Here is a 17,881-nt window from a genome sequence, read left to right as displayed (position 1 = left end):
AGCCGCGACAGCAGGCGCTGCGGTTGGCTAAAATGGAAAGAATCATACTAACAACCTGTAAATAAAGGCGGAATCTGTGGAGTTTATATCTGTTTATGGCCTGTTTCTGGCCAAGGTCGCCACGGTGGTGCTCGCCATCGCCGCGTTGGCCATCCTGGCGGTCAGTCTGGGGCAACGCAAGAGCCGTCAGAAAGGGGAGCTGCAGTTGACCGATCTCGGTGAGCAGTATCGCGAAATGCAGCGCGATATGCGCCTGGCGCGTATGGATACTGCCGAGCAAAAGGTTTGGCTGAAACAGTTCAAGAAGCAGACCAAATCTGATGACAAATTGAAGAAGCAGCGCGCCAAATCCGGCGCGGTGGAAGTGGCCAAGCCGTGCCTGTACGTGTTGGACTTCAAGGGCAGCATGGATGCGCACGAGGTGACGTCGCTGCGCGAAGAGATCTCCGCGGTGCTGGCGGTGGCCTCGGCGCAGGATGAAGTCCTGCTGCGTCTGGAAAGCCCGGGCGGGGTGGTGCACGGCTACGGCCTGGCGGCTTCGCAGCTGGAGCGCTTGCGCAAAGGCGGCATCCGCCTGACGGTGGCGGTGGATAAAGTGGCGGCCAGCGGCGGCTACATGATGGCCTGCGTCGCGGATCGCATCGTGGCGGCGCCGTTCGCCATCATCGGTTCCATCGGCGTGGTGGCGCAGATCCCGAATTTCCACCGCCTGCTGAAGAAGAACGACATCGACGTGGAGCTGCATACCGCCGGGCAGTTTAAACGTACGCTGACGCTGTTCGGTGAAAATACCGAGCAGGGGCGCGAGAAGTTCCGCGAAGATCTGAACGAAACGCACGAGCTGTTCAAACGCTTCGTGCACGAGCAGCGCCCGTCGCTGGACATCGACAGCGTCGCCACCGGTGAGCACTGGTTCGGGACCCAGGCCAAAGAGAAAGGCCTGATCGACGCCATCGGCACCAGCGACGATTTGTTGATCGCCGAGTTGGATAACCACGAAGTGATCGCCGTGCGCTATGCGCGTCGTAAACGTTTGATGGATCGTTTCACCGGCAGCGCGGCGGAAAGCGTCGATCGTTTGCTGTTGCGCTGGTGGCAGCGCGGGGAAAAGCCGTTGTTGTAAGGCGAGAAGAGCAGGAATCAACGGGGGCCAGGCGCCCCCGTTTTGTTTTCTCAATCGACCAAATGGTATTTTTCCGAAAGCAGGTGAGCCAAATGTTTAAACATATTAAATACGGCGGTGGTTTTGGCGGTGGGCAATCCATCGGCATCTAAAAAGTATTCGCCGCGAAAAACTAAAACGCCGCTTTTTTGTTCAACGTCGGTGGCGATCATGCCGTGCAGATAATCTTCGTGTTGGCGGATGATGTTATTTGCTTCCGCCAGCAGGGCCTCGCGGCCGATAGGTGCAGTATTCTTGTGCATTTATTAGACTCCAAACAAAAAACGCTGCGCATATTCTAACGCCGGTTCGCTTTTATCCGCAAACCGACTAAGGTTTATTTGCCGTCTGGATGGCCATGGGCGGCGGCCGGTTGGCGAAATCTGCCTTTCCGTGCTAATTAGGTTGCGTGACGCTTTTTATCAGGTACAGTGTGGGATTTTGCGGCGTCGGGTGGAAGGTTTTGTTTACGCCATGAATAAAAATCACGCAGCCATACTTCTGGGGCATGGGTGAATAGCAGGCAGGATCAACAACTTGCGTTCAGGTTGAGCAGTTGGGCAACCAAAAGAAAAAAATCTGTTGATCTCTTGCCAGACTGCCGCAATATAAAAAAAGAGACACGAATTGCCGCGGCACGGCGAGATAAAAGACTTCTTTTTAGAAGAAATAAATTAGGTAAAGGTAAATATGGGTAAAGCTCTCGTAATAGTTGAGTCCCCGGCAAAAGCCAAAACTATTAATAAATATTTAGGAAGTGACTACGTGGTGAAGTCCAGCGTCGGTCACATCCGTGATTTGCCGACCAGTGGCTCAGCCAGCAAAAAGAGCGCTGACTCAACCGAAGACAAAGCCAAGAAAAAAGTTAAAAAAGATGAGAAGGCGGCGCTGGTAAATCGCATGGGCGTCGACCCTTACCACGGCTGGAAAGCGCATTATGAAATCCTGCCGGGTAAAGAAAAAGTGGTCGCCGAGTTAAAATCGTTGGCGGAAAACGCCGACCACATTTATCTCGCAACCGACCTTGACCGCGAAGGGGAAGCCATCGCCTGGCACCTGCGGGAAGTGATCGGTGGGGATGACAAACGCTTTAGCCGCGTGGTGTTTAACGAAATCACCAAAAACGCGATCCAACAGGCGTTCAAACAGCCGGGCGAGTTGAACATTGACCGCGTCAACGCGCAGCAGGCGCGCCGGTTTATGGACCGCGTGGTGGGCTATATGGTCTCGCCGCTGCTGTGGAAAAAAATTGCCCGCGGCCTGTCCGCCGGCCGCGTACAGTCGGTGGCGGTGCGTCTGGTGGTTGAGCGCGAACGCGACATCAAGGCGTTCGTGCCGGAAGAGTACTGGGAGCTGCATGCCGATCTGCTGGCGAAGGGTGAAACCGCGCTGCAGATGGAAGTGACTCACGCGCACGACAAACCGTTCAAGCCGGTCAACCGCGAGCAGACGCACGCCGCGGTCAAGCTGCTGGAAAAAGCCCGCTACACGGTGCTGGATCGCGAAGACAAACCGACCAGCAGCAAGCCGGGCGCGCCTTTCATTACCTCCACGTTGCAACAGGCCGCCAGCACCCGCCTGAGCTTCGGCGTGAAGAAAACCATGATGATGGCACAACGGCTGTATGAAGCCGGCCACATCACCTATATGCGTACCGACTCCACCAACCTGAGCCAGGATGCGCTCAACATGGTGCGTGGCTACATCGGCGACAACTTCGGCGATAAATACCTGCCGAAGGCGCCGAATCAGTACAGCAGCAAAGAGAATTCACAGGAAGCGCACGAAGCCATCCGTCCTTCGGACGTGAACGTGCTCGCCGAACAGCTCAAAGACATGGAAGCGGACGCGCAGAAGCTGTATCAGCTGATCTGGCGTCAGTTCGTCGCCTGTCAGATGACGCCGGCGCAATACGATTCCACCACGCTGACGGTGAAAGCCGGCGATTATCAGCTGCGCGCCAAGGGCCGTACGCTGCGCTTTGACGGCTGGACTAAGGTGATGCCGGCTCTGCGCAAAGGCGATGAAGATCGCACGTTGCCGTTCGTCGAAATCGGCAGCGAGCTGGATCTGCAGAAACTGATCCCGAGCCAGCACTTCACCAAGCCGCCGGCGCGTTACAGCGAAGCCTCGCTGGTGAAAGAGCTGGAGAAACGCGGCATCGGCCGTCCGTCCACTTACGCCTCCATCATCTCGACCATTCAGGATCGCGGTTATGTGCGGGTGGAAAGCCGCCGTTTCTATGCCGAGAAAATGGGTGAGATCGTCACCGATCGTCTGGAAGAGAACTTCCGCGAGCTGATGAACTATGACTTCACCGCGCGCATGGAAGACGGCCTCGATGAGGTCGCCAACAACCAGGCCGAGTGGAAAGCGGTGCTGGACGAATTCTTCGTCGACTTCAGCGAGCAGCTTGAAACGGCGGAGAAGGATCCGGAAGAAGGCGGCATGCGGCCTAACCAGATGGTGATGACCAGCATCGACTGCCCGACCTGCGGCCGCAAGATGGGCATCCGTACCGCCAGCACCGGGGTCTTCCTCGGCTGTTCCGGCTACGCGCTGCCGCCGAAGGAACGTTGCAAAACCACCATCAACCTGGTGCCGGAAGCGGAAGTGCTCAACATCCTCGAAGGCGACGACGCGGAAACCAACGCGCTGCGCGCCCGCCGCCGCTGCCAGAAATGCGGTACGGCGATGGACAGCTATCTGATCGACAACCAGCGCAAGCTGCACGTCTGCGGTAACAACCCGGCGTGTGACGGCTATGAGATCGAAGAGGGCGAGTTCCGTCTGAAAGGCTATGATGGCCCGGTGGTGGAGTGCGACAAGTGCGGCTCGGAAATGCACCTGAAAATGGGGCGTTTCGGCAAGTACATGGGCTGCACCAACGAGAACTGCAAAAACACCCGCAAGATCCTGCGTAACGGCGATGTCGCGCCGCCGAAGGAAGATCCGGTGCCGTTGCCGGAGCTGCCGTGCGAGAAGTCCGACGCCTATTTCGTGCTGCGTGACGGCGCTGCCGGCGTGTTCCTGGCGGCCAACACCTTCCCTAAATCGCGCGAGACCCGCGCGCCGCTGGTGGAAGAACTGGCTCGCTTCAAGGATCGTCTGCCGGAGAAACTGCGCTACCTGGCCGATGCGCCGGTGGCGGATGCCGAAGGCAACAAAACGCTGGTGCGTTTCAGCCGTAAAACCAAGCAGCAGTACGTCTCCTCTGAAAAAGACGGCAAGGCGACCGGTTGGTCCGCGTTCTACGTGGACGGCAAGTGGGTCGAAGGCAAGAAGTAAGGCCGATGTCCTGCCCGCAAGATGAAAAACCAGCCCTGGCGGCTGGTTTTTTTATTGGTGAAAAGGGGCAAACGGATCTATCCTTTGCTGTTTTTATCCCTCCGACACCGCCGTTTCACGTTGATACCCATGCAAAATAATCGTTATCATAGTGTGACGCGGATCTATACTTGAAGCTGCATCGTGGTATAGTGGTTATATAAAAAGTTTTTTTATTATTAAAGCTTATTAACAACGGCGTTTTCTTCACCATCAGGGTAGAACACGGGGTTTATGGCTTGTGAGTTTCAGCATACCGGGGCGACACCGATATACCTGGCTGCGGGTAAGCCGCAGTGTTTAACCTAGGATGGTATAAGATATGAAATTGCAGCAGCTTCGTTACATTGTGGAAGTGGTTAACCACAACCTGAATGTCTCCTCGACGGCAGAAGGGCTCTATACCTCTCAACCCGGCATCAGCAAACAGGTGCGCATGCTCGAAGATGAGCTGGGCATCCAGATTTTCGCCCGCAGCGGCAAGCACCTGACCCAGGTCACCCCGGCCGGCCAGGAAATCATTCGCATCGCGCGTGAAGTGCTGTCCAAGGTAGACGCCATCAAGGCCGTCGCCGGTGAACACACCTACCCGGACAAAGGCTCGCTGTACGTCGCCACCACGCATACCCAGGCTCGTTACGCCTTGCCTAACGTGATCAAAGGCTTCATTGAGCGTTACCCGCGTGTCTCGCTGCACATGCATCAGGGCTCGCCGACGCAGATCGCCGAAGCGGTCTCCAAGGGCACCGCAGATTTCGCCATCGCCACCGAAGCGCTGCACCTGTATGACGATCTTATCATGCTGCCGTGCTACCACTGGAACCGTGCGGTGGTGGTGAAGCCCGATCATCCTTTGGCGGGCAAAAGCAGCATCAGCATTGAAGAACTGGCGGCTTACCCGATCGTCACTTACACCTTCGGCTTTACCGGTCGCTCGGAGCTGGACACCGCCTTCAACCGCGCCGGCCTGACGCCGCGCATCGTCTTTACCGCCACTGACGCCGACGTGATTAAAACCTATGTTCGTTTGGGATTGGGGGTAGGGGTGATCGCCAGCATGGCGGTGGATCCGGTGCAGGATCCGGATCTGGTGACGGTGGATGCGCGCGATATCTTCACCTACAGCACCACTAAAATCGGCTTCCGCCGCAGCACCTTCCTGCGCAGCTACATGTACGACTTCATTCAGCGCTTCGCGCCGCACCTGACGCGCGACGTGGTCGACAGCGCAGTGGCGCTGCGCTCCAACGAAGAAATTGAAGCGATGTTCAAGGACATCAAGCTGCCGATTAAGTAATCGTTGACGATATCAAATCAAACCCGGTTAGGCGCCTGCTAAACCGGGTTTTTTTAGCCCGGAAACCCGCACCTTCCTTGTTTCTCAGGATCATCCTGAAAAGCCGCCGTCCTCTTTTCAACCCGTTAGCCTCTAAGTAGACTGCAAAACGTTCGGATAATTGAGTATGGAAATTCAACGTTATGCAGATATGCAGGCTTAACTACGCTGATTTATCGAGTGATTTCCAGATCCTTCGGGATGCGCTGCTAAGACGTAGAAAGGTGAGAGTGCCTGGAGGTCGAGGGCTGATGGCGTACGGTCGTATAGATGTTCAAGGCGAGCCTGATTACAGTAAATGCGTGGTATCACAATGAAAAAAAGTCTCTGGATTGTTCTGTTCTTGTTGCTAACCTTTTTGTTGTTGCGCTACCTGCCAGACGGAATTTTCGACAGCTTCGTTTCCAACAACATAGAAATTAGCGGTGATGGTGAAATAGGGATGAATAGTTTCGACTCGGCTGTCATTGCCATTAAATTGGGTGTCTCTGCTATCATTGCTGCAGTTGTGCTCACAGTATGTCGCCGCCTGGTGCGCAAACCCCGCTAAAGCCGCGAGATTTTCGCTGCCAAAACGCCGCCTCGTTGCGGCGTTTTCGTTGACGCGTGGCCTAACCCCTTGGCTGCGCTCGCACTTCCTTCTTCTTGATTGTTCTCACCTATCGCTGTGATCAAATCGTGTTGTTATCAAAACGTTAACTTATCTTTGTGGTATCTTTAAACAAGACCTCACTGATTACCCTGTTTTAATCACAATAAGAAATGGAGGAGCTATGTCGTCCGATCTTCGTGAAACAAGTCTGGATAAGCTGGTTGCGCTGAATAGCGAATATTACTACTACAGTCTGCCGCTGGCGGCGAAGCAGCTGGGTGATATCGACCGGTTGCCGAAATCAATGAAAGTGCTGTTGGAGAACCTGCTGCGCCATGTGGATGGCGATACCGTGCAGGTTGACGACCTCAAGGCCATCGTCGCCTGGTTACAAACCGGCCATGCTGACCGTGAGATCGCCTACCGTCCGGCGCGCGTGCTGATGCAGGATTTTACCGGCGTTCCGGCGGTGGTGGATCTGGCGGCGATGCGTGAAGCGGTGCGGCGGCTGGGCGGCAATGTCGACCAGGTGAACCCGCTGTCGCCGGTGGATCTGGTGATTGACCACTCGGTTACCGTCGATGAATTCGGCGATGACAACGCCTTCGAAGACAACGTGCGTATCGAAATGCAGCGCAACCACGAGCGCTACACCTTCCTGCGCTGGGGGCAGAAAGCCTTCAACCGTTTCCGCGTGGTGCCGCCGGGCACCGGCATCTGCCACCAGGTCAACCTCGAATACCTCGGCCAAACGGTGTGGCACAGTGACGAAAGCGGTCGCCGCGTGGCCTATCCGGATACGCTGGTGGGCACCGATTCTCACACCACCATGATCAACGGCCTGGGCATTCTCGGCTGGGGCGTCGGCGGTATCGAAGCGGAAGCGGCGATGCTGGGCCAGCCGGTGTCGATGCTGATCCCGGACGTCGTCGGCTTTAAGCTGACCGGCAAGCTCCGCGAGGGCATTACCGCCACCGACCTGGTGCTGACGGTCACCCAAATGCTGCGTAAGCACGGCGTTGTCGGCAAGTTCGTCGAGTTTTACGGCGACGGCCTGGCCGATCTGCCGTTGGCGGACCGGGCGACCATCGCCAACATGTCGCCGGAGTTCGGCGCCACCTGCGGTTTCTTCCCGGTAGATGACGTCACGCTCGGCTACATGAAACTCAGCGGCCGCAGCGCCGAACAAATCGCGCTGGTGGAAGCCTACGCCAAGGCGCAGGGCATGTGGCGCAACCCGGGGGATGAGCCGGTATTCACCAGCTCGCTGGCGCTGGATATGTCGACGGTCGAGGCCAGCCTCGCCGGGCCGAAACGCCCGCAGGATCGCGTCGCGCTGCCGAATGTGCCGCAGGCGTTCAAGGCCGCTACCGAGTTGGATATCGGCGGCCACAAGACCAAGGCAGACAGCAAACCCTTTACGCTGGATGGGCAGCAGCACGAGCTGCACGACGGCGCGGTGGTGATCGCGGCGATCACCTCCTGCACCAACACCTCCAACCCGAGCGTGATGATGGCGGCTGGCCTGCTGGCGAAAAACGCCGTCAAGAAAGGGCTGCGCAGCAAGCCTTGGGTAAAAACGTCGTTGGCGCCGGGTTCCAAAGTGGTGACCGACTACTTCGACAGCGCCAAGCTCACCGCTTATCTGGAAGAACTGGGGTTCAACCTGGTGGGATATGGCTGTACCACCTGTATCGGCAACTCCGGGCCGCTGCCGGATCCTATCGAGCAGGCGATCAAAGAGGGCGATCTGACCGTGGGCGCGGTGCTGTCGGGCAACCGTAACTTCGAAGGGCGCATCCACCCGCTGGTGAAAACCAACTGGCTGGCCTCACCGCCGCTGGTCGTGGCGTATGCGCTGGCGGGCAGCATGAAGATCGATCTGACCAAAGAGCCGCTGGGCGAGGGCAATGACGGTCAACCGGTCTACCTGAAGGACATCTGGCCGAGCAGCCAGGACATTGCTCAGGCGGTGGAAGAAGTGCGCACCGAGATGTTCCACAAAGAATACGGCGAAGTGTTCGATGGCGACGCCAACTGGCAGGCGATCCAGGTGACCGGTTCGGCGACCTATCAATGGCAGGAGGATTCTACCTATATCCGCCATCCTCCGTTTTTCAGCACCATGAAGGTGAAGCCGGATCCGGTGCAGGACATCAAGGACGCGCGCATTCTGGCGATTCTGGCCGATTCGGTGACCACCGACCACATCTCGCCGGCGGGCAACATCAAGCGCGACAGCCCGGCGGGGCGTTACCTGAGCGAGCACGGCGTGGCGCCGCAGGACTTTAATTCCTACGGTTCGCGCCGCGGTAACCACGAAGTGATGATGCGCGGCACCTTCGCCAACATCCGCATCCGCAACGAAATGGTGCCGGGCGTGGAGGGGGGCTATACCCGCCATATTCCGTCGCAGCAGCAACTGTCTATCTACGACGCCGCCATGCAGTACCAGCAGGAGCAAGTGCCGCTGGCGGTGATCGCCGGTAAAGAGTACGGTTCCGGCTCCAGCCGCGACTGGGCGGCGAAAGGGCCGCGCCTGCTGGGCGTGCGGGTGGTGATCGCCGAATCCTTCGAGCGTATTCACCGCTCCAACCTGATCGGCATGGGTATTTTGCCGCTGGAGTTCCCGCAGGGCGTGACGCGCAAAACGCTGGGGCTGACCGGGGACGAGCAGATCAGCGTCGGCGGCCTGCAACAGCTGCAGCCGGGCCAGACGGTGCCGGTACATATCACCTATGCCGACGGGCGCAAGGAGGTGATCGACACTCGTTGCCGCATCGATACCGGCAATGAGCTGACCTACTACGAAAACGACGGCATCCTGCACTACGTAATCAGGAAAATGCTGTAAATCGGGCAGTAAAAAGGGCGCCGCAAGGCGCCCTGATTGTTTTCACCGTGGCGGCGATCACTTCTGGTCGAGCAAATGGCCCATTTTGGCGGCCTTGGTGGCCAGATAGTGTTCGTTCTTCGGATTGCGGCCGACGATCAGCGGCACGCGCTCGCTGATATTGATACCGGCTTCGGTCAGGATCTCGACCTTTTTCGGGTTGTTGGTCAGCAAGCGCACCGCGTCGACGCCCAGCAGTTTGAACATGTCGGCGCACAGGGTGAAGTCGCGTTCGTCGGCGGCGAAGCCGAGCTGATGGTTGGCTTCCACGGTGTCTGCGCCCTTATCCTGCAGGGCATAGGCGCGGATCTTGTTCAACAGGCCGATATTGCGGCCCTCCTGGCGATGATAAAGCAGGATGCCGCGGCCTTCTTCGGCGATCTGCTCCAGCGCGGCTTCCAGCTGAAAACCGCAGTCGCAGCGCAGGCTGAACAACGCGTCGCCGGTCAGACATTCGGAATGCACGCGTGCGAGCACCGGCGCTTCACCGGAAATATCACCGAATACCAGCGCCAGATGATCGTGCCCGGTCGCCAGTTCTTCGAATCCTACCATCAGGAAATCGCCCCAAGGTGTCGGCAGTTTAGCCTCTGCCACCCGTTTAAGCTGCATGTCACTCTCCACAAAAACCTACGATTCAATCATTGTCGCGCATCCTAAGTCCGGTCAGTGCATTGACCAAGACTAAAACGTGCTACGCCGATCTCTATTTCGTTAATTATCGGCTATTTTGCCACAACTTCTTGCCGGGCGGTGCTCAGCAAACCAGCAGATGGCGTTTTCTGGCCACCTATTATTGCGATAGGTTGTCTATCTGTTTAATTTTTCGCGTGTTATCAAGATTGCACTCTTGTTACACTGCAGCGTGATTCACGCAGAGGAAAACGGGAATGTATGAGATAGCAAAACGCACGGCGGGCGGCGCGTTGCTGCTGCTGGTGATGCCGCTGGCGGTCTGGGTATCCGGCTGGCACTGGCAACCCGGCGGCAATGACCGGCTGCTGAAAGCGCTGTACTGGGTGACCGAAACCGTGACCTCGCCGTGGGGCATTCTGACCAGCGCGATCCTCTGCGGTTGGTTTTTGTGGTGCCTGCGCTTTCGGCTGAAGCCGGCCATCGGTCTGGCGATGCTGCTTTTCGCCGCGCTGTTGATTGGGCAGGGCGTGAAGTCGTTGATCAAGGATCGGGTGCAAGAGCCGCGTCCTTTCGTGGTGTGGTTGGAGCAAACCCACGGCGTGGACGGCAAGTATTTCTACTCGCTGCAGCGCAAAGAGCGCAGCGCGCTGGTGCGCGAGCAACTGCAAGACCAGACGCTGGTGCCGGGCTGGCTGCGCAAGCACTGGCAGTTTGAAACCGGCTTTGCTTTTCCGTCGGGGCACACCATGTTCGCCGCCACCTGGGCGCTATTGGGCGTAGGGCTGCTGTGGCCGCGCCGCCATTACAAAACCGTCGCGATCCTGATGGTGTGGGCGGCCGGGGTAATGGGCAGCCGCTTGCTGCTGGGCATGCACTGGCCGCGCGATCTGGCAATGGCCACGTTGATCAGTTGGTTGCTGGTGGTGATCACCTGCTGGCTGGCGCAGCGCTGGTTCGGTCCTCTGACGCCGCCGCCGCAAGAGCAGCAGGAAATCGCGGCGCGCAAGCCGGAATAATCACTTCTTTCACAGGCGCCGTTCAGGCGCCTGCCACCAAGACCTTAACGCCTACCTTTTCAAATGCCTGCATGGCGGCATCGCTAATTCCGTTGTCGGTAATCAAATAGTCGATATGCTGCCAGTCACAAGGCAGCGCAAACATTGAAACTTTATCGATCTTGCTGGAGTCGGCCACCACATACACCGTGTTGGCTGCATTGATCATCGCCATTTTCAGTTTGATGTCGGTTTCGCTTGGGAAACTGAGCCCGTGGCGGGGCGAGATGCAGGCCGTCGCGAGGAACAGTTTTTGCGCCAGCACGTTTTCGAAGAAATTGGCGGCTTTGTCCCCGGAGGTGGAGAGCGTCGGAAATTTGAATGAGCCCCCGGTCAGCAAAATATTCACGCCCGGTTCGCCGCCCAGCTGCAGCGCAATATTGACGCCGGTGGTGATAACGGACAGTTTCTTTATGTGATTCAGGTGATTGGCGATAGCCGTGGTGGTGGTGCCCGAATCAAGAATGATGGTGTCGCCGGGTTCGATAAAACCGGCGGCGAGTTTGCCGATGCGATCTTTGGCGGTCAGGTTAACCTGGCGTTCCAGCAGCATGGCATGAGTATTTTGCTTGCCATCAACCAGGGTTGCCCCGCCGTGGAAGCGCTGCACATAGCCTTGCTGCTGTAGGACGCGTAGATCGGTGCGAATGGTCGCCTCGGTCAGCTTGAAGGTATCGGTAAGCATTTTGACCGTCGCCGAGCCGTCTTCGCGGATCATGTCGAGGATCTTTTCGCGCCGTTGCTGCATTTCCGCCAACTGCTCGCTTTTGCTTTTCAATCGAAAGACTCCTGCACCTGTCAGTTCCCGCCGCGCGGTTTGCCACGGCCACTCCTTATTGATGCGCTGAATTTTAGCTCGCGATTATTGATAAAGCCACGGATAAACCCAGTTAAGCAGCATTGATTTTTATTCGAAAATCATTGGCATCCGATGAAATCAACGGTAAAAACTAAATTAAAGCAGCTGGATTATTTTTATAGTGTTGTTATTTGTTGGTTTTTATCGGTGTGAGTGTTGTCTGGTAAGCGCTTTTGTTTGAAATTTGATCTTGCCCACATTAATTATCGTTTTTGCTGCATATGATTTCCATTCGAAAATCAATGATGGGTTAACGGATCGTTTTTGATGCGATAACGATAATCAAGGCGCTTAAGTAGAGGTGACGATGGACTTTCAGGCGATTAAAAATACGGCACGCCAGGCGCGCCGACATGTGGTGACCATGAACCATAAGGCAGGCAAGGGTCATACCGGCGCCGATCTGTCGGAAATCGACATCATCTGCACTTTGTATATGGCAGTGATGGATCGCAGCAATGCCCGGCCCGATCAGGATCGGTTCATTTTGTCTAAAGGGCACGGCGCCGGCGGTTTTTACTGCAGCTGTGCGGCAATGGGCTTGCTCGATCCGGCGGTGCTCGATCAGTTCATGGGCGACGACACCTTGTTGGCCGGGCATCCGGTGCGGCAGAAGTTGCCGGAGTTGGTGGAGATTAACTCCGGCGGTTTGGGGCATGGGCTGCCGATCGCCGTGGGGTTGGCGCTGGGCAATAAGCTGGCAGGGCGTGGGCATCGCCGCGCTTTCGTACTGCTGGGCGACGGCGAGCTGGCGGAGGGATCCAACTGGGAGGCGGCAATGGCGGCCAGCAAATTCAAGCTGGATAACCTGATCGCCATTGTCGATCGCAACCGGCTGCAGCTGGCGGGCAAGACGGAGGAGATCATGCCGCTGGAACCGCTGGCGGAAAAATGGCGCGCTTTCGGTTTCGAAACCGTGGAATGTGACGGGCACGATCCGGCGGCGCTGGTGGCGGCGATCCAACTTCCGAGCCAGGACAAACCGCGAGTGATTTTGGCCAATACCGAAAAGGGGCACGGCGTGTCGTTTATGGCTAACGTTGCCGCCTGGCATCACGCGGTACCGGACGAACAACAGCTGGCGCAGGCGCTGGCGGAACTGGAGGGGTAAACATGCAGGACTTACGCGATGCGGTGGTGACGGCGTTGATCGAACAGCAACGGGCGGGTGCAGATCTGAGCGTGATGGTGGCGGATTCCACGTCCACGTCAAAAATCGCGCCCTTTGAGCAGGCTTATCCGGAGCGGGTAGTGAACGTCGGTATCGCCGAACAGAACATGGTTGGCATGGCTGCCGGCATGGCGCTCAGCGGCCGTACGGTCTTTACCGCCAACGCGGCACCTTTCCTGTTCGCTCGTTCAAACGAACAGATGAAAAACGATGTTTGCTACACGGAGACCAACGTGAAAATGCTTGGCCTGAATGCCGGATTTGGTTACGGGCCACTGGGGGCGACGCACCACTGCATGAACGATATCGCCATCGCCCGTACGTTGGGCAATCTCAGCGTCTATGCGCCGGCGGATGCACGGCAAGCGGCAGAGATTGTCCGTCATGTCATCGCGCAACCCGGTCCGGCCTATATCCGCATGGACAGTGACAAGCTGCCGGTGTTGAACGCGGATTACCAATTCCGTCCGGGAGAGCCGGAGGTGTTGCACCAGGGGGAAGATAGCCTGGTGTTCTGTTTGGGCACGGTGGCTCATGAGGCGATGAAGGTGCTGGCATTGGGCGATAACCCGACCATTGTCTCTCTCCCTTCGCTCTGGCCGCTCAATGAGGAGGCGGTGGTGGCGTTGATGCGCTCGCACCGCCGGGTGCTGACTATGGAGGAGCATGCGCTCAGCGGTGGTTTAGGCACCATCATCGGTGAATTGTTGCTGCGGTATCAGCTGCCGCGGCCGTTTACCGCGCTGGGCGTGCCGGCTTACGAATTTACCCACAGCAGCAGCCGGGCGGCGCTGCGGCGGCAATATGCCATCGACGCTGCAGGATTGCATGCTCAGTTAACTCAATAGGGGGAAGCGATGGAGCGGAACGAGTATGACGTTAATTTACGCTACGGAGTAGATAGCGGACTGTCGCTGACGGGGAAGGTTGCGGTGATTACCGGCGGTTTGGGCGGCATCGCGATGGCCGCCAATCGCTTGCTGTTGGAAAAAGGCGCGCGTTTGGTGTTGATGTACCCGGCTTTTGAACAAGACAAGGCGACGGCGGCGCTGCGGGAATTAGGTGAAGAGCAGGTACTTTGCCAGGTTTGCGACGTGACGGATCCTGACTCGGTGGCCGCCGCTTTCACTGCGGCTCAACGGCGCTTTGGCCGCCTCGATATTTTGGTCAACTGCGCTGGCTACGTCAATCTGCAGCCGGCGACGGAGGTCACGCTCGAGGAGTGGCAGCGTCATTTGGCGGTCAACCTCACCGGACCTTTTCTATGCTCGCAGACGTTGGCGCGTCGCGCGATAGCCGCCGGTCACGGAGGGAAAATCATCAACATCGCGTCGCAGGCGGCCTCTATCGCCATTGACGAACACTGTGCCTATACCTCCGCCAAGGCGGGGCTGCTGGGCATGACCAAGGTGATGGCCAAAGAGTGGGCGCCGCATGGCATTACGGTCAACACGTTATCGCCCACCGTGGTGCTGACGCCTATGGGAGAGAAAGCCTGGCGCGGCGAGAAGGGCGAGGCGATGAAAAAGCTGATCCCACTGGGGCGTTTTGCTTATACCGATGAAATCGCGGCGGCGATCCTGTTTTTTGCCAGCAACGGCAGCGACATGATTACCGGCGCGGACCTGATGATCGACGGCGGTTTTACCATTTGGTAAGCGGCAACCGCGGCGATCGCCAACACCAGACGATGTTCAACACAACGATAAGAGAACACCATCATGAAAAAAATAGCCACTTACCTCACTTTGCTTACCGGTTTTGCCTGCACCACTGCCATGGCGGCGGAAAAAGGCACAATCGCCATTCTCGTCAACTCGCTGGATAACCCTTATTACTCCGCGGAAGCCAAGGGAGCCGAGGCCAAAGCCAAGTCTCTCGGCTACCAGACGCTGGTGTTGTCGCACGGCGAAGACGTCAAGCGCCAGGGGGAGCTCATCAGCCTGGTTATCGGCCGCAAGGTTCAGGGCATCATTTTGGATAACGCCGATTCCCAGGCCAGCGTCGCCGCCGTGCAGCAGGCGAAAAACGCCGGCATTCCGGTGGTGCTGATCAACCGTGAGATCCCGGTCGATGGCGTAGCGCTGGCGCAGATCACCCATAACAACTTCCAGGCCGGATCGGACGTCGCCAATCAGTTTGTGGAAAAAATGGGGGAGACCGGTAAATACGCCGAACTGACCTGTAACCTGGCGGACAATAACTGCGTCACACGTTCGCAATCGTTCCATAACGTGATCGACCAATACCCGGAGATGGTCAGCGTGGCGCGCCAAGACGCCAAGGGCAATCTGCTGGAAGGGAAGCGCATTATGGACAGCATCCTGCAGGCGCATCCGGACATTAAAGGCGTGATCTGCGGCAATGGTCCGGTCGCGCTGGGCGCAGTGGCGGCGCTGAAGGCCGCCGGCAGACAGGATGTCACCGTGGTGGGGATCGACGGCAGCAACGATGAGCGCGATGCCATTCTTAACGGCAGCCTCTACGCCAGCGTGATGCTGCAGGCGCAGGCGATTGCCGCGCAGGGCGTCGAGATCCTGGATGGCTACTTCCAATCCGGCAGCTATACCGGCAAGGAGCGCGTGATGTTCCGCGGCATCCTGATCGGCAAAGACAATGCCCAGCAAGTCAATGACTTCAACTTTAAACAGTAATCCGCGCTGAGCGGCGTCTTTCACCACCCCGTCCTGGCGGCGGGGTGCGATCGGAGGTGTTGTTATGTCGATGCGTATTGCGTTGACCCTCATCGTCGTTCTGGCGTTGAGCGGTTGCCGTATCGTCTCGGAGAAAAAGCTGGCGGAGCTTCGCTCCCCGGTGAATCCGCATGTGGCGCAGGCGGCGGAGATTTACCGCAGCAAAATCGCCCCGCAAGCGGTCAAAACGGCGCAGCCGCTGGGCGAACTGCTCGCCCGGATCGCCCAGGCCAAGGATTTCAACAGCGCCTGCGGCCTGCTTGGGTACCGTGCTCAACCGGAGTTTCCTTGTTACTTCAACGTTAAGGTCAGCGGTGACGTCGCGGCGGTCAACACCCGTTCACGCAGCGGAAAATTAACGCTCAAACTGACCGATGCGCCGCTCAGCAGCGTGGAGGTGCAGATCGGGCCGGTCTACCGCGGTACGGCGTTACGCGACAGCTATCGCGGCCTGAGCTACAGCGATTTCAATGACCAAGCGCTGTTCGGCGATTTTGCCAGGGCGATTAACCAGGCTTCGATCGACGAACTGGCCGGATCCCAGCCCAAGGTGGGTGACCACATTACCGTGTATGGCGTATTCAGCAGCTGGCAGGCACCTGCCGAGCCGCTGTTGATCACGCCGGTGCGCATTCAACCTTAAGGGGGCGTGATGAGCGATCCGATCATTATTCAAACGCGCAACGTTTCGCGCCTCTATCCGGGCGTCACCGCGTTGGATAGCGTGAGTTATCAAGTGTTTCGCAATCAGGTCAACGTACTGATCGGCGAGAATGGCGCCGGCAAGTCGACCATGATGAAGCTGCTGGCGGGGGTGGAAACCCCGTCCTCCGGCACTATCGAGCTGGAGGGGAAAGCGGTGACGTTAACCTCCACGCAGCAGGCGGAGCGGCTCGGGATCAGCATTATTTTTCAGGAGCTGAACCTGTTCCCCAACATGTCGGTCATGGACAACATTTTTATGGCCAACGAGTTCTTCCAGCGCGGCCGTATCAATGTGGACTATCAGTATCAGCTGGCCAAGTCCTTGCTGCAGCGGCTGGAGTTGGATATCGATCCGCATACGCCGTTGGGCAGCCTCGGTATCGGTCATCAGCAACTGGTTGAAATTGCCCGTGCCCTGGCGAAGGACACCCGGGTGCTGATCATGGATGAGCCGACGTCGGCGCTGAGTCAGGCCGAAGTGCGCACGCTGTTTCGGGTGATCGCCGATCTGAAAAAACGCGGCGTCACCATCATCTACATTTCTCACCGACTGGAAGAGCTGATGGAGATTGGCGACCGCATCACGGTGTTTCGCGACGGGCGTTTTGTTGCCGCCGAACCGGTCAGTAACGTCAGCATTCCGTGGATCATCGAAAAGATGGTGGGTGAAAAGAGCAAGCACTTCGATTATTGCGCGGCAGAACAAGGGGATGAAGTGCTGAAGGTCGAACAGCTGACGCTGCCGCGTGAAAACGGCGGCTATTGCCTTAACGACGTCAGTTTTTCACTGCGCAAAGGGGAAGTGATCGGCATTTATGGCCTGTTGGGGGCCGGCCGTACCGAACTGTTCAAAGTGCTCAACGGCGTGATGCGCCAGACGGCAGGTCGCATTTTGCTCAACGGCAAAAGCGTGGAGCGGCTAGGATTCCGTCAACGCATGGCGTTGGGCATGGCGCTGGTGCCGGAAGACAGGCAGGCGGAGGGGTTGGTGCAGATGATGTCGATCAAGGCCAACATGACCCTGGCCAGCCTGGGACGTAATGCGCTACGGCCGTTGGCGTCGGCCGGGGAGTGTACGTTGGTCGATGGCATGATCGAAAAACTGGCGATCAAGGTCAGTGACCGGGAGCTGCCAATTACCAGCCTGAGCGGCGGCAATCAGCAGAAAGTGGTGCTGGGCAAGGCGCTGCTGACCGGGCCGCAGGTGGTGTTTCTTGATGAGCCGACGCGCGGAATTGACGTCGGTGCCAAAACGGACGTTTACCACCTGATTGGCGCGATGGCGCGCCAGGGGCTGGCGGTGATGTTCTCTTCGTCGGAGCTGGATGAGGTGGTCTCGCTGGCCGACCGAGTGATGGTGATGGCGGACGGGCAGCTGACAGCCGATCTGCCGCGCGAACGGGCCGATCGCGAAACGCTGATCCGCGCCTCAACCCCTCATGCATAAGGATA

16 protein-coding genes are annotated in these 17,881 nt (G+C 57.7%); 13 read left to right on the top strand and 3 right to left on the bottom strand.

Annotated features, from left to right (window positions below):
* Positions 1-76: 76 nt before the first annotated feature.
* Entirely contained in the window at positions 77-1,123 is a 1,047-nt protein-coding gene (gene sohB, locus ACP3TA_RS19185; protein ID WP_033650242.1) for a protease SohB, read from the top strand.
* Between the two features lie 50 nt (positions 1,124-1,173).
* On the opposite strand, the gene ACP3TA_RS19180 is transcribed toward sohB, so the two are convergent.
* Positions 1,174-1,425, bottom strand: a complete 252-nt coding sequence (locus tag ACP3TA_RS19180; RefSeq protein WP_033650243.1) for a YciN family protein — start codon at positions 1,423-1,425, stop codon at positions 1,174-1,176.
* A gap of 427 nt (positions 1,426-1,852) precedes the next feature.
* On the opposite strand from ACP3TA_RS19180, the gene topA reads away from it, so the two are divergent.
* The 5 genes from topA to acnA all read left to right on the top strand — a co-directional run bounded on the left by topA (position 1,853) and on the right by acnA (position 9,271).
* Positions 1,853-4,450, top strand: a complete 2,598-nt coding sequence (gene topA / locus ACP3TA_RS19175) for a type I DNA topoisomerase (RefSeq protein ID WP_015378045.1) — start codon at positions 1,853-1,855, stop codon at positions 4,448-4,450.
* Between the two features lie 5 nt (positions 4,451-4,455).
* A complete protein-coding gene (locus ACP3TA_RS19170; RefSeq protein WP_255201708.1) occupies positions 4,456-4,590 on the top strand; it encodes a hypothetical protein in 135 nt (44 codons plus the stop codon).
* A gap of 221 nt (positions 4,591-4,811) precedes the next feature.
* Complete coding sequence (cysB, locus tag ACP3TA_RS19165; RefSeq protein ID WP_004930690.1) at positions 4,812-5,786, top strand: HTH-type transcriptional regulator CysB; 975 nt, start codon at positions 4,812-4,814, stop codon at positions 5,784-5,786.
* Between the two features lie 352 nt (positions 5,787-6,138).
* Positions 6,139-6,375, top strand: coding sequence for a hypothetical protein (locus ACP3TA_RS19160; RefSeq protein ID WP_050440103.1), 237 nt, complete (start codon positions 6,139-6,141; stop codon positions 6,373-6,375).
* A 223-nt stretch (positions 6,376-6,598) separates the two neighbouring features.
* Positions 6,599-9,271: an aconitate hydratase AcnA gene (gene acnA, locus ACP3TA_RS19155; protein ID WP_042784668.1), complete on the top strand. Its 2,673-nt coding sequence runs from the start codon at positions 6,599-6,601 to the stop codon at positions 9,269-9,271.
* A 57-nt stretch (positions 9,272-9,328) separates the two neighbouring features.
* Here acnA and ribA read toward each other — a convergent pair whose 3' ends face one another.
* Positions 9,329-9,922, bottom strand: a complete 594-nt coding sequence (ribA, locus tag ACP3TA_RS19150; RefSeq protein ID WP_019452695.1) for a GTP cyclohydrolase II — start codon at positions 9,920-9,922, stop codon at positions 9,329-9,331.
* Positions 9,923-10,200: 278 nt separating this feature from the next.
* On the opposite strand from ribA, the gene pgpB reads away from it, so the two are divergent.
* On the top strand, positions 10,201-10,962 hold the full coding sequence (pgpB, locus tag ACP3TA_RS19145; RefSeq protein ID WP_426784404.1) for a phosphatidylglycerophosphatase B: 762 nt from the start codon (positions 10,201-10,203) through the stop codon (positions 10,960-10,962).
* A 22-nt stretch (positions 10,963-10,984) separates the two neighbouring features.
* Here pgpB and ACP3TA_RS19140 read toward each other — a convergent pair whose 3' ends face one another.
* Positions 10,985-11,779, bottom strand: coding sequence for a DeoR/GlpR family DNA-binding transcription regulator (locus ACP3TA_RS19140; protein WP_072627559.1), 795 nt, complete (start codon positions 11,777-11,779; stop codon positions 10,985-10,987).
* Between the two features lie 388 nt (positions 11,780-12,167).
* On the opposite strand from ACP3TA_RS19140, the gene ACP3TA_RS19135 reads away from it, so the two are divergent.
* From ACP3TA_RS19135 to ACP3TA_RS19110, 6 genes are all read left to right on the top strand, one after another.
* Complete coding sequence (locus ACP3TA_RS19135; protein ID WP_047574978.1) at positions 12,168-12,971, top strand: transketolase; 804 nt, start codon at positions 12,168-12,170, stop codon at positions 12,969-12,971.
* A gap of 2 nt (positions 12,972-12,973) precedes the next feature.
* Positions 12,974-13,879 carry a transketolase family protein gene (locus ACP3TA_RS19130; protein ID WP_033650249.1) on the top strand — a complete coding sequence of 302 codons (906 nt, stop codon included), beginning with the start codon at positions 12,974-12,976 and terminating at the stop codon, positions 13,877-13,879.
* A gap of 9 nt (positions 13,880-13,888) precedes the next feature.
* A complete protein-coding gene (locus ACP3TA_RS19125) occupies positions 13,889-14,689 on the top strand; it encodes a GolD/DthD family dehydrogenase (protein ID WP_426784403.1) in 801 nt (266 codons plus the stop codon).
* Positions 14,690-14,752: 63 nt separating this feature from the next.
* On the top strand, positions 14,753-15,685 hold the full coding sequence (locus tag ACP3TA_RS19120; RefSeq protein ID WP_197665472.1) for a D-ribose ABC transporter substrate-binding protein: 933 nt from the start codon (positions 14,753-14,755) through the stop codon (positions 15,683-15,685).
* Positions 15,686-15,749: 64 nt separating this feature from the next.
* Entirely contained in the window at positions 15,750-16,367 is a 618-nt protein-coding gene (locus ACP3TA_RS19115; protein ID WP_197665471.1) for a DUF2291 family protein, read from the top strand.
* Between the two features lie 9 nt (positions 16,368-16,376).
* Positions 16,377-17,876, top strand: a complete 1,500-nt coding sequence (locus ACP3TA_RS19110; RefSeq protein WP_046898951.1) for a sugar ABC transporter ATP-binding protein — start codon at positions 16,377-16,379, stop codon at positions 17,874-17,876.
* Positions 17,877-17,881 lie beyond the last annotated feature (5 nt).

The organism is Serratia sp. 2C06, from assembly GCF_050037615.1.
GTDB classification, from domain to species: domain Bacteria; phylum Pseudomonadota; class Gammaproteobacteria; order Enterobacterales; family Enterobacteriaceae; genus Serratia; species Serratia ureilytica.
The sequence above is the reverse complement of the archived record's forward strand: the minus strand, read 5'-3'. Positions and strand labels throughout refer to the sequence as shown.

Excerpts from the sequence above, each read along its gene's own strand:
- ACP3TA_RS19115 (WP_197665471.1), top strand. The coding sequence starts at position 15,750 with ATGTCGATGCGTATTGCGTTGACCCTCATCGTCGTTCTGGCGTTGAGC.
- cysB (WP_004930690.1), top strand. The coding sequence starts at position 4,812 with ATGAAATTGCAGCAGCTTCGTTACATTGTGGAAGTGGTTAACCACAAC.
- ACP3TA_RS19135 (WP_047574978.1), top strand. The coding sequence starts at position 12,168 with ATGGACTTTCAGGCGATTAAAAATACGGCACGCCAGGCGCGCCGACAT.
- ACP3TA_RS19120 (WP_197665472.1), top strand. The coding sequence starts at position 14,753 with ATGAAAAAAATAGCCACTTACCTCACTTTGCTTACCGGTTTTGCCTGC.
- ACP3TA_RS19130 (WP_033650249.1), top strand. The coding sequence starts at position 12,974 with ATGCAGGACTTACGCGATGCGGTGGTGACGGCGTTGATCGAACAGCAA.
- ACP3TA_RS19160 (WP_050440103.1), top strand. The coding sequence starts at position 6,139 with ATGAAAAAAAGTCTCTGGATTGTTCTGTTCTTGTTGCTAACCTTTTTG.
- acnA (WP_042784668.1), top strand. The coding sequence starts at position 6,599 with ATGTCGTCCGATCTTCGTGAAACAAGTCTGGATAAGCTGGTTGCGCTG.
- ACP3TA_RS19180 (WP_033650243.1), bottom strand. The coding sequence starts at position 1,425 with ATGCACAAGAATACTGCACCTATCGGCCGCGAGGCCCTGCTGGCGGAA.
- ACP3TA_RS19170 (WP_255201708.1), top strand. The coding sequence starts at position 4,456 with ATGTCCTGCCCGCAAGATGAAAAACCAGCCCTGGCGGCTGGTTTTTTT.
- topA (WP_015378045.1), top strand. The coding sequence starts at position 1,853 with ATGGGTAAAGCTCTCGTAATAGTTGAGTCCCCGGCAAAAGCCAAAACT.
- ACP3TA_RS19125 (WP_426784403.1), top strand. The coding sequence starts at position 13,889 with ATGGAGCGGAACGAGTATGACGTTAATTTACGCTACGGAGTAGATAGC.
- ACP3TA_RS19110 (WP_046898951.1), top strand. The coding sequence starts at position 16,377 with ATGAGCGATCCGATCATTATTCAAACGCGCAACGTTTCGCGCCTCTAT.
- ribA (WP_019452695.1), bottom strand. The coding sequence starts at position 9,922 with ATGCAGCTTAAACGGGTGGCAGAGGCTAAACTGCCGACACCTTGGGGC.
- pgpB (WP_426784404.1), top strand. The coding sequence starts at position 10,201 with ATGTATGAGATAGCAAAACGCACGGCGGGCGGCGCGTTGCTGCTGCTG.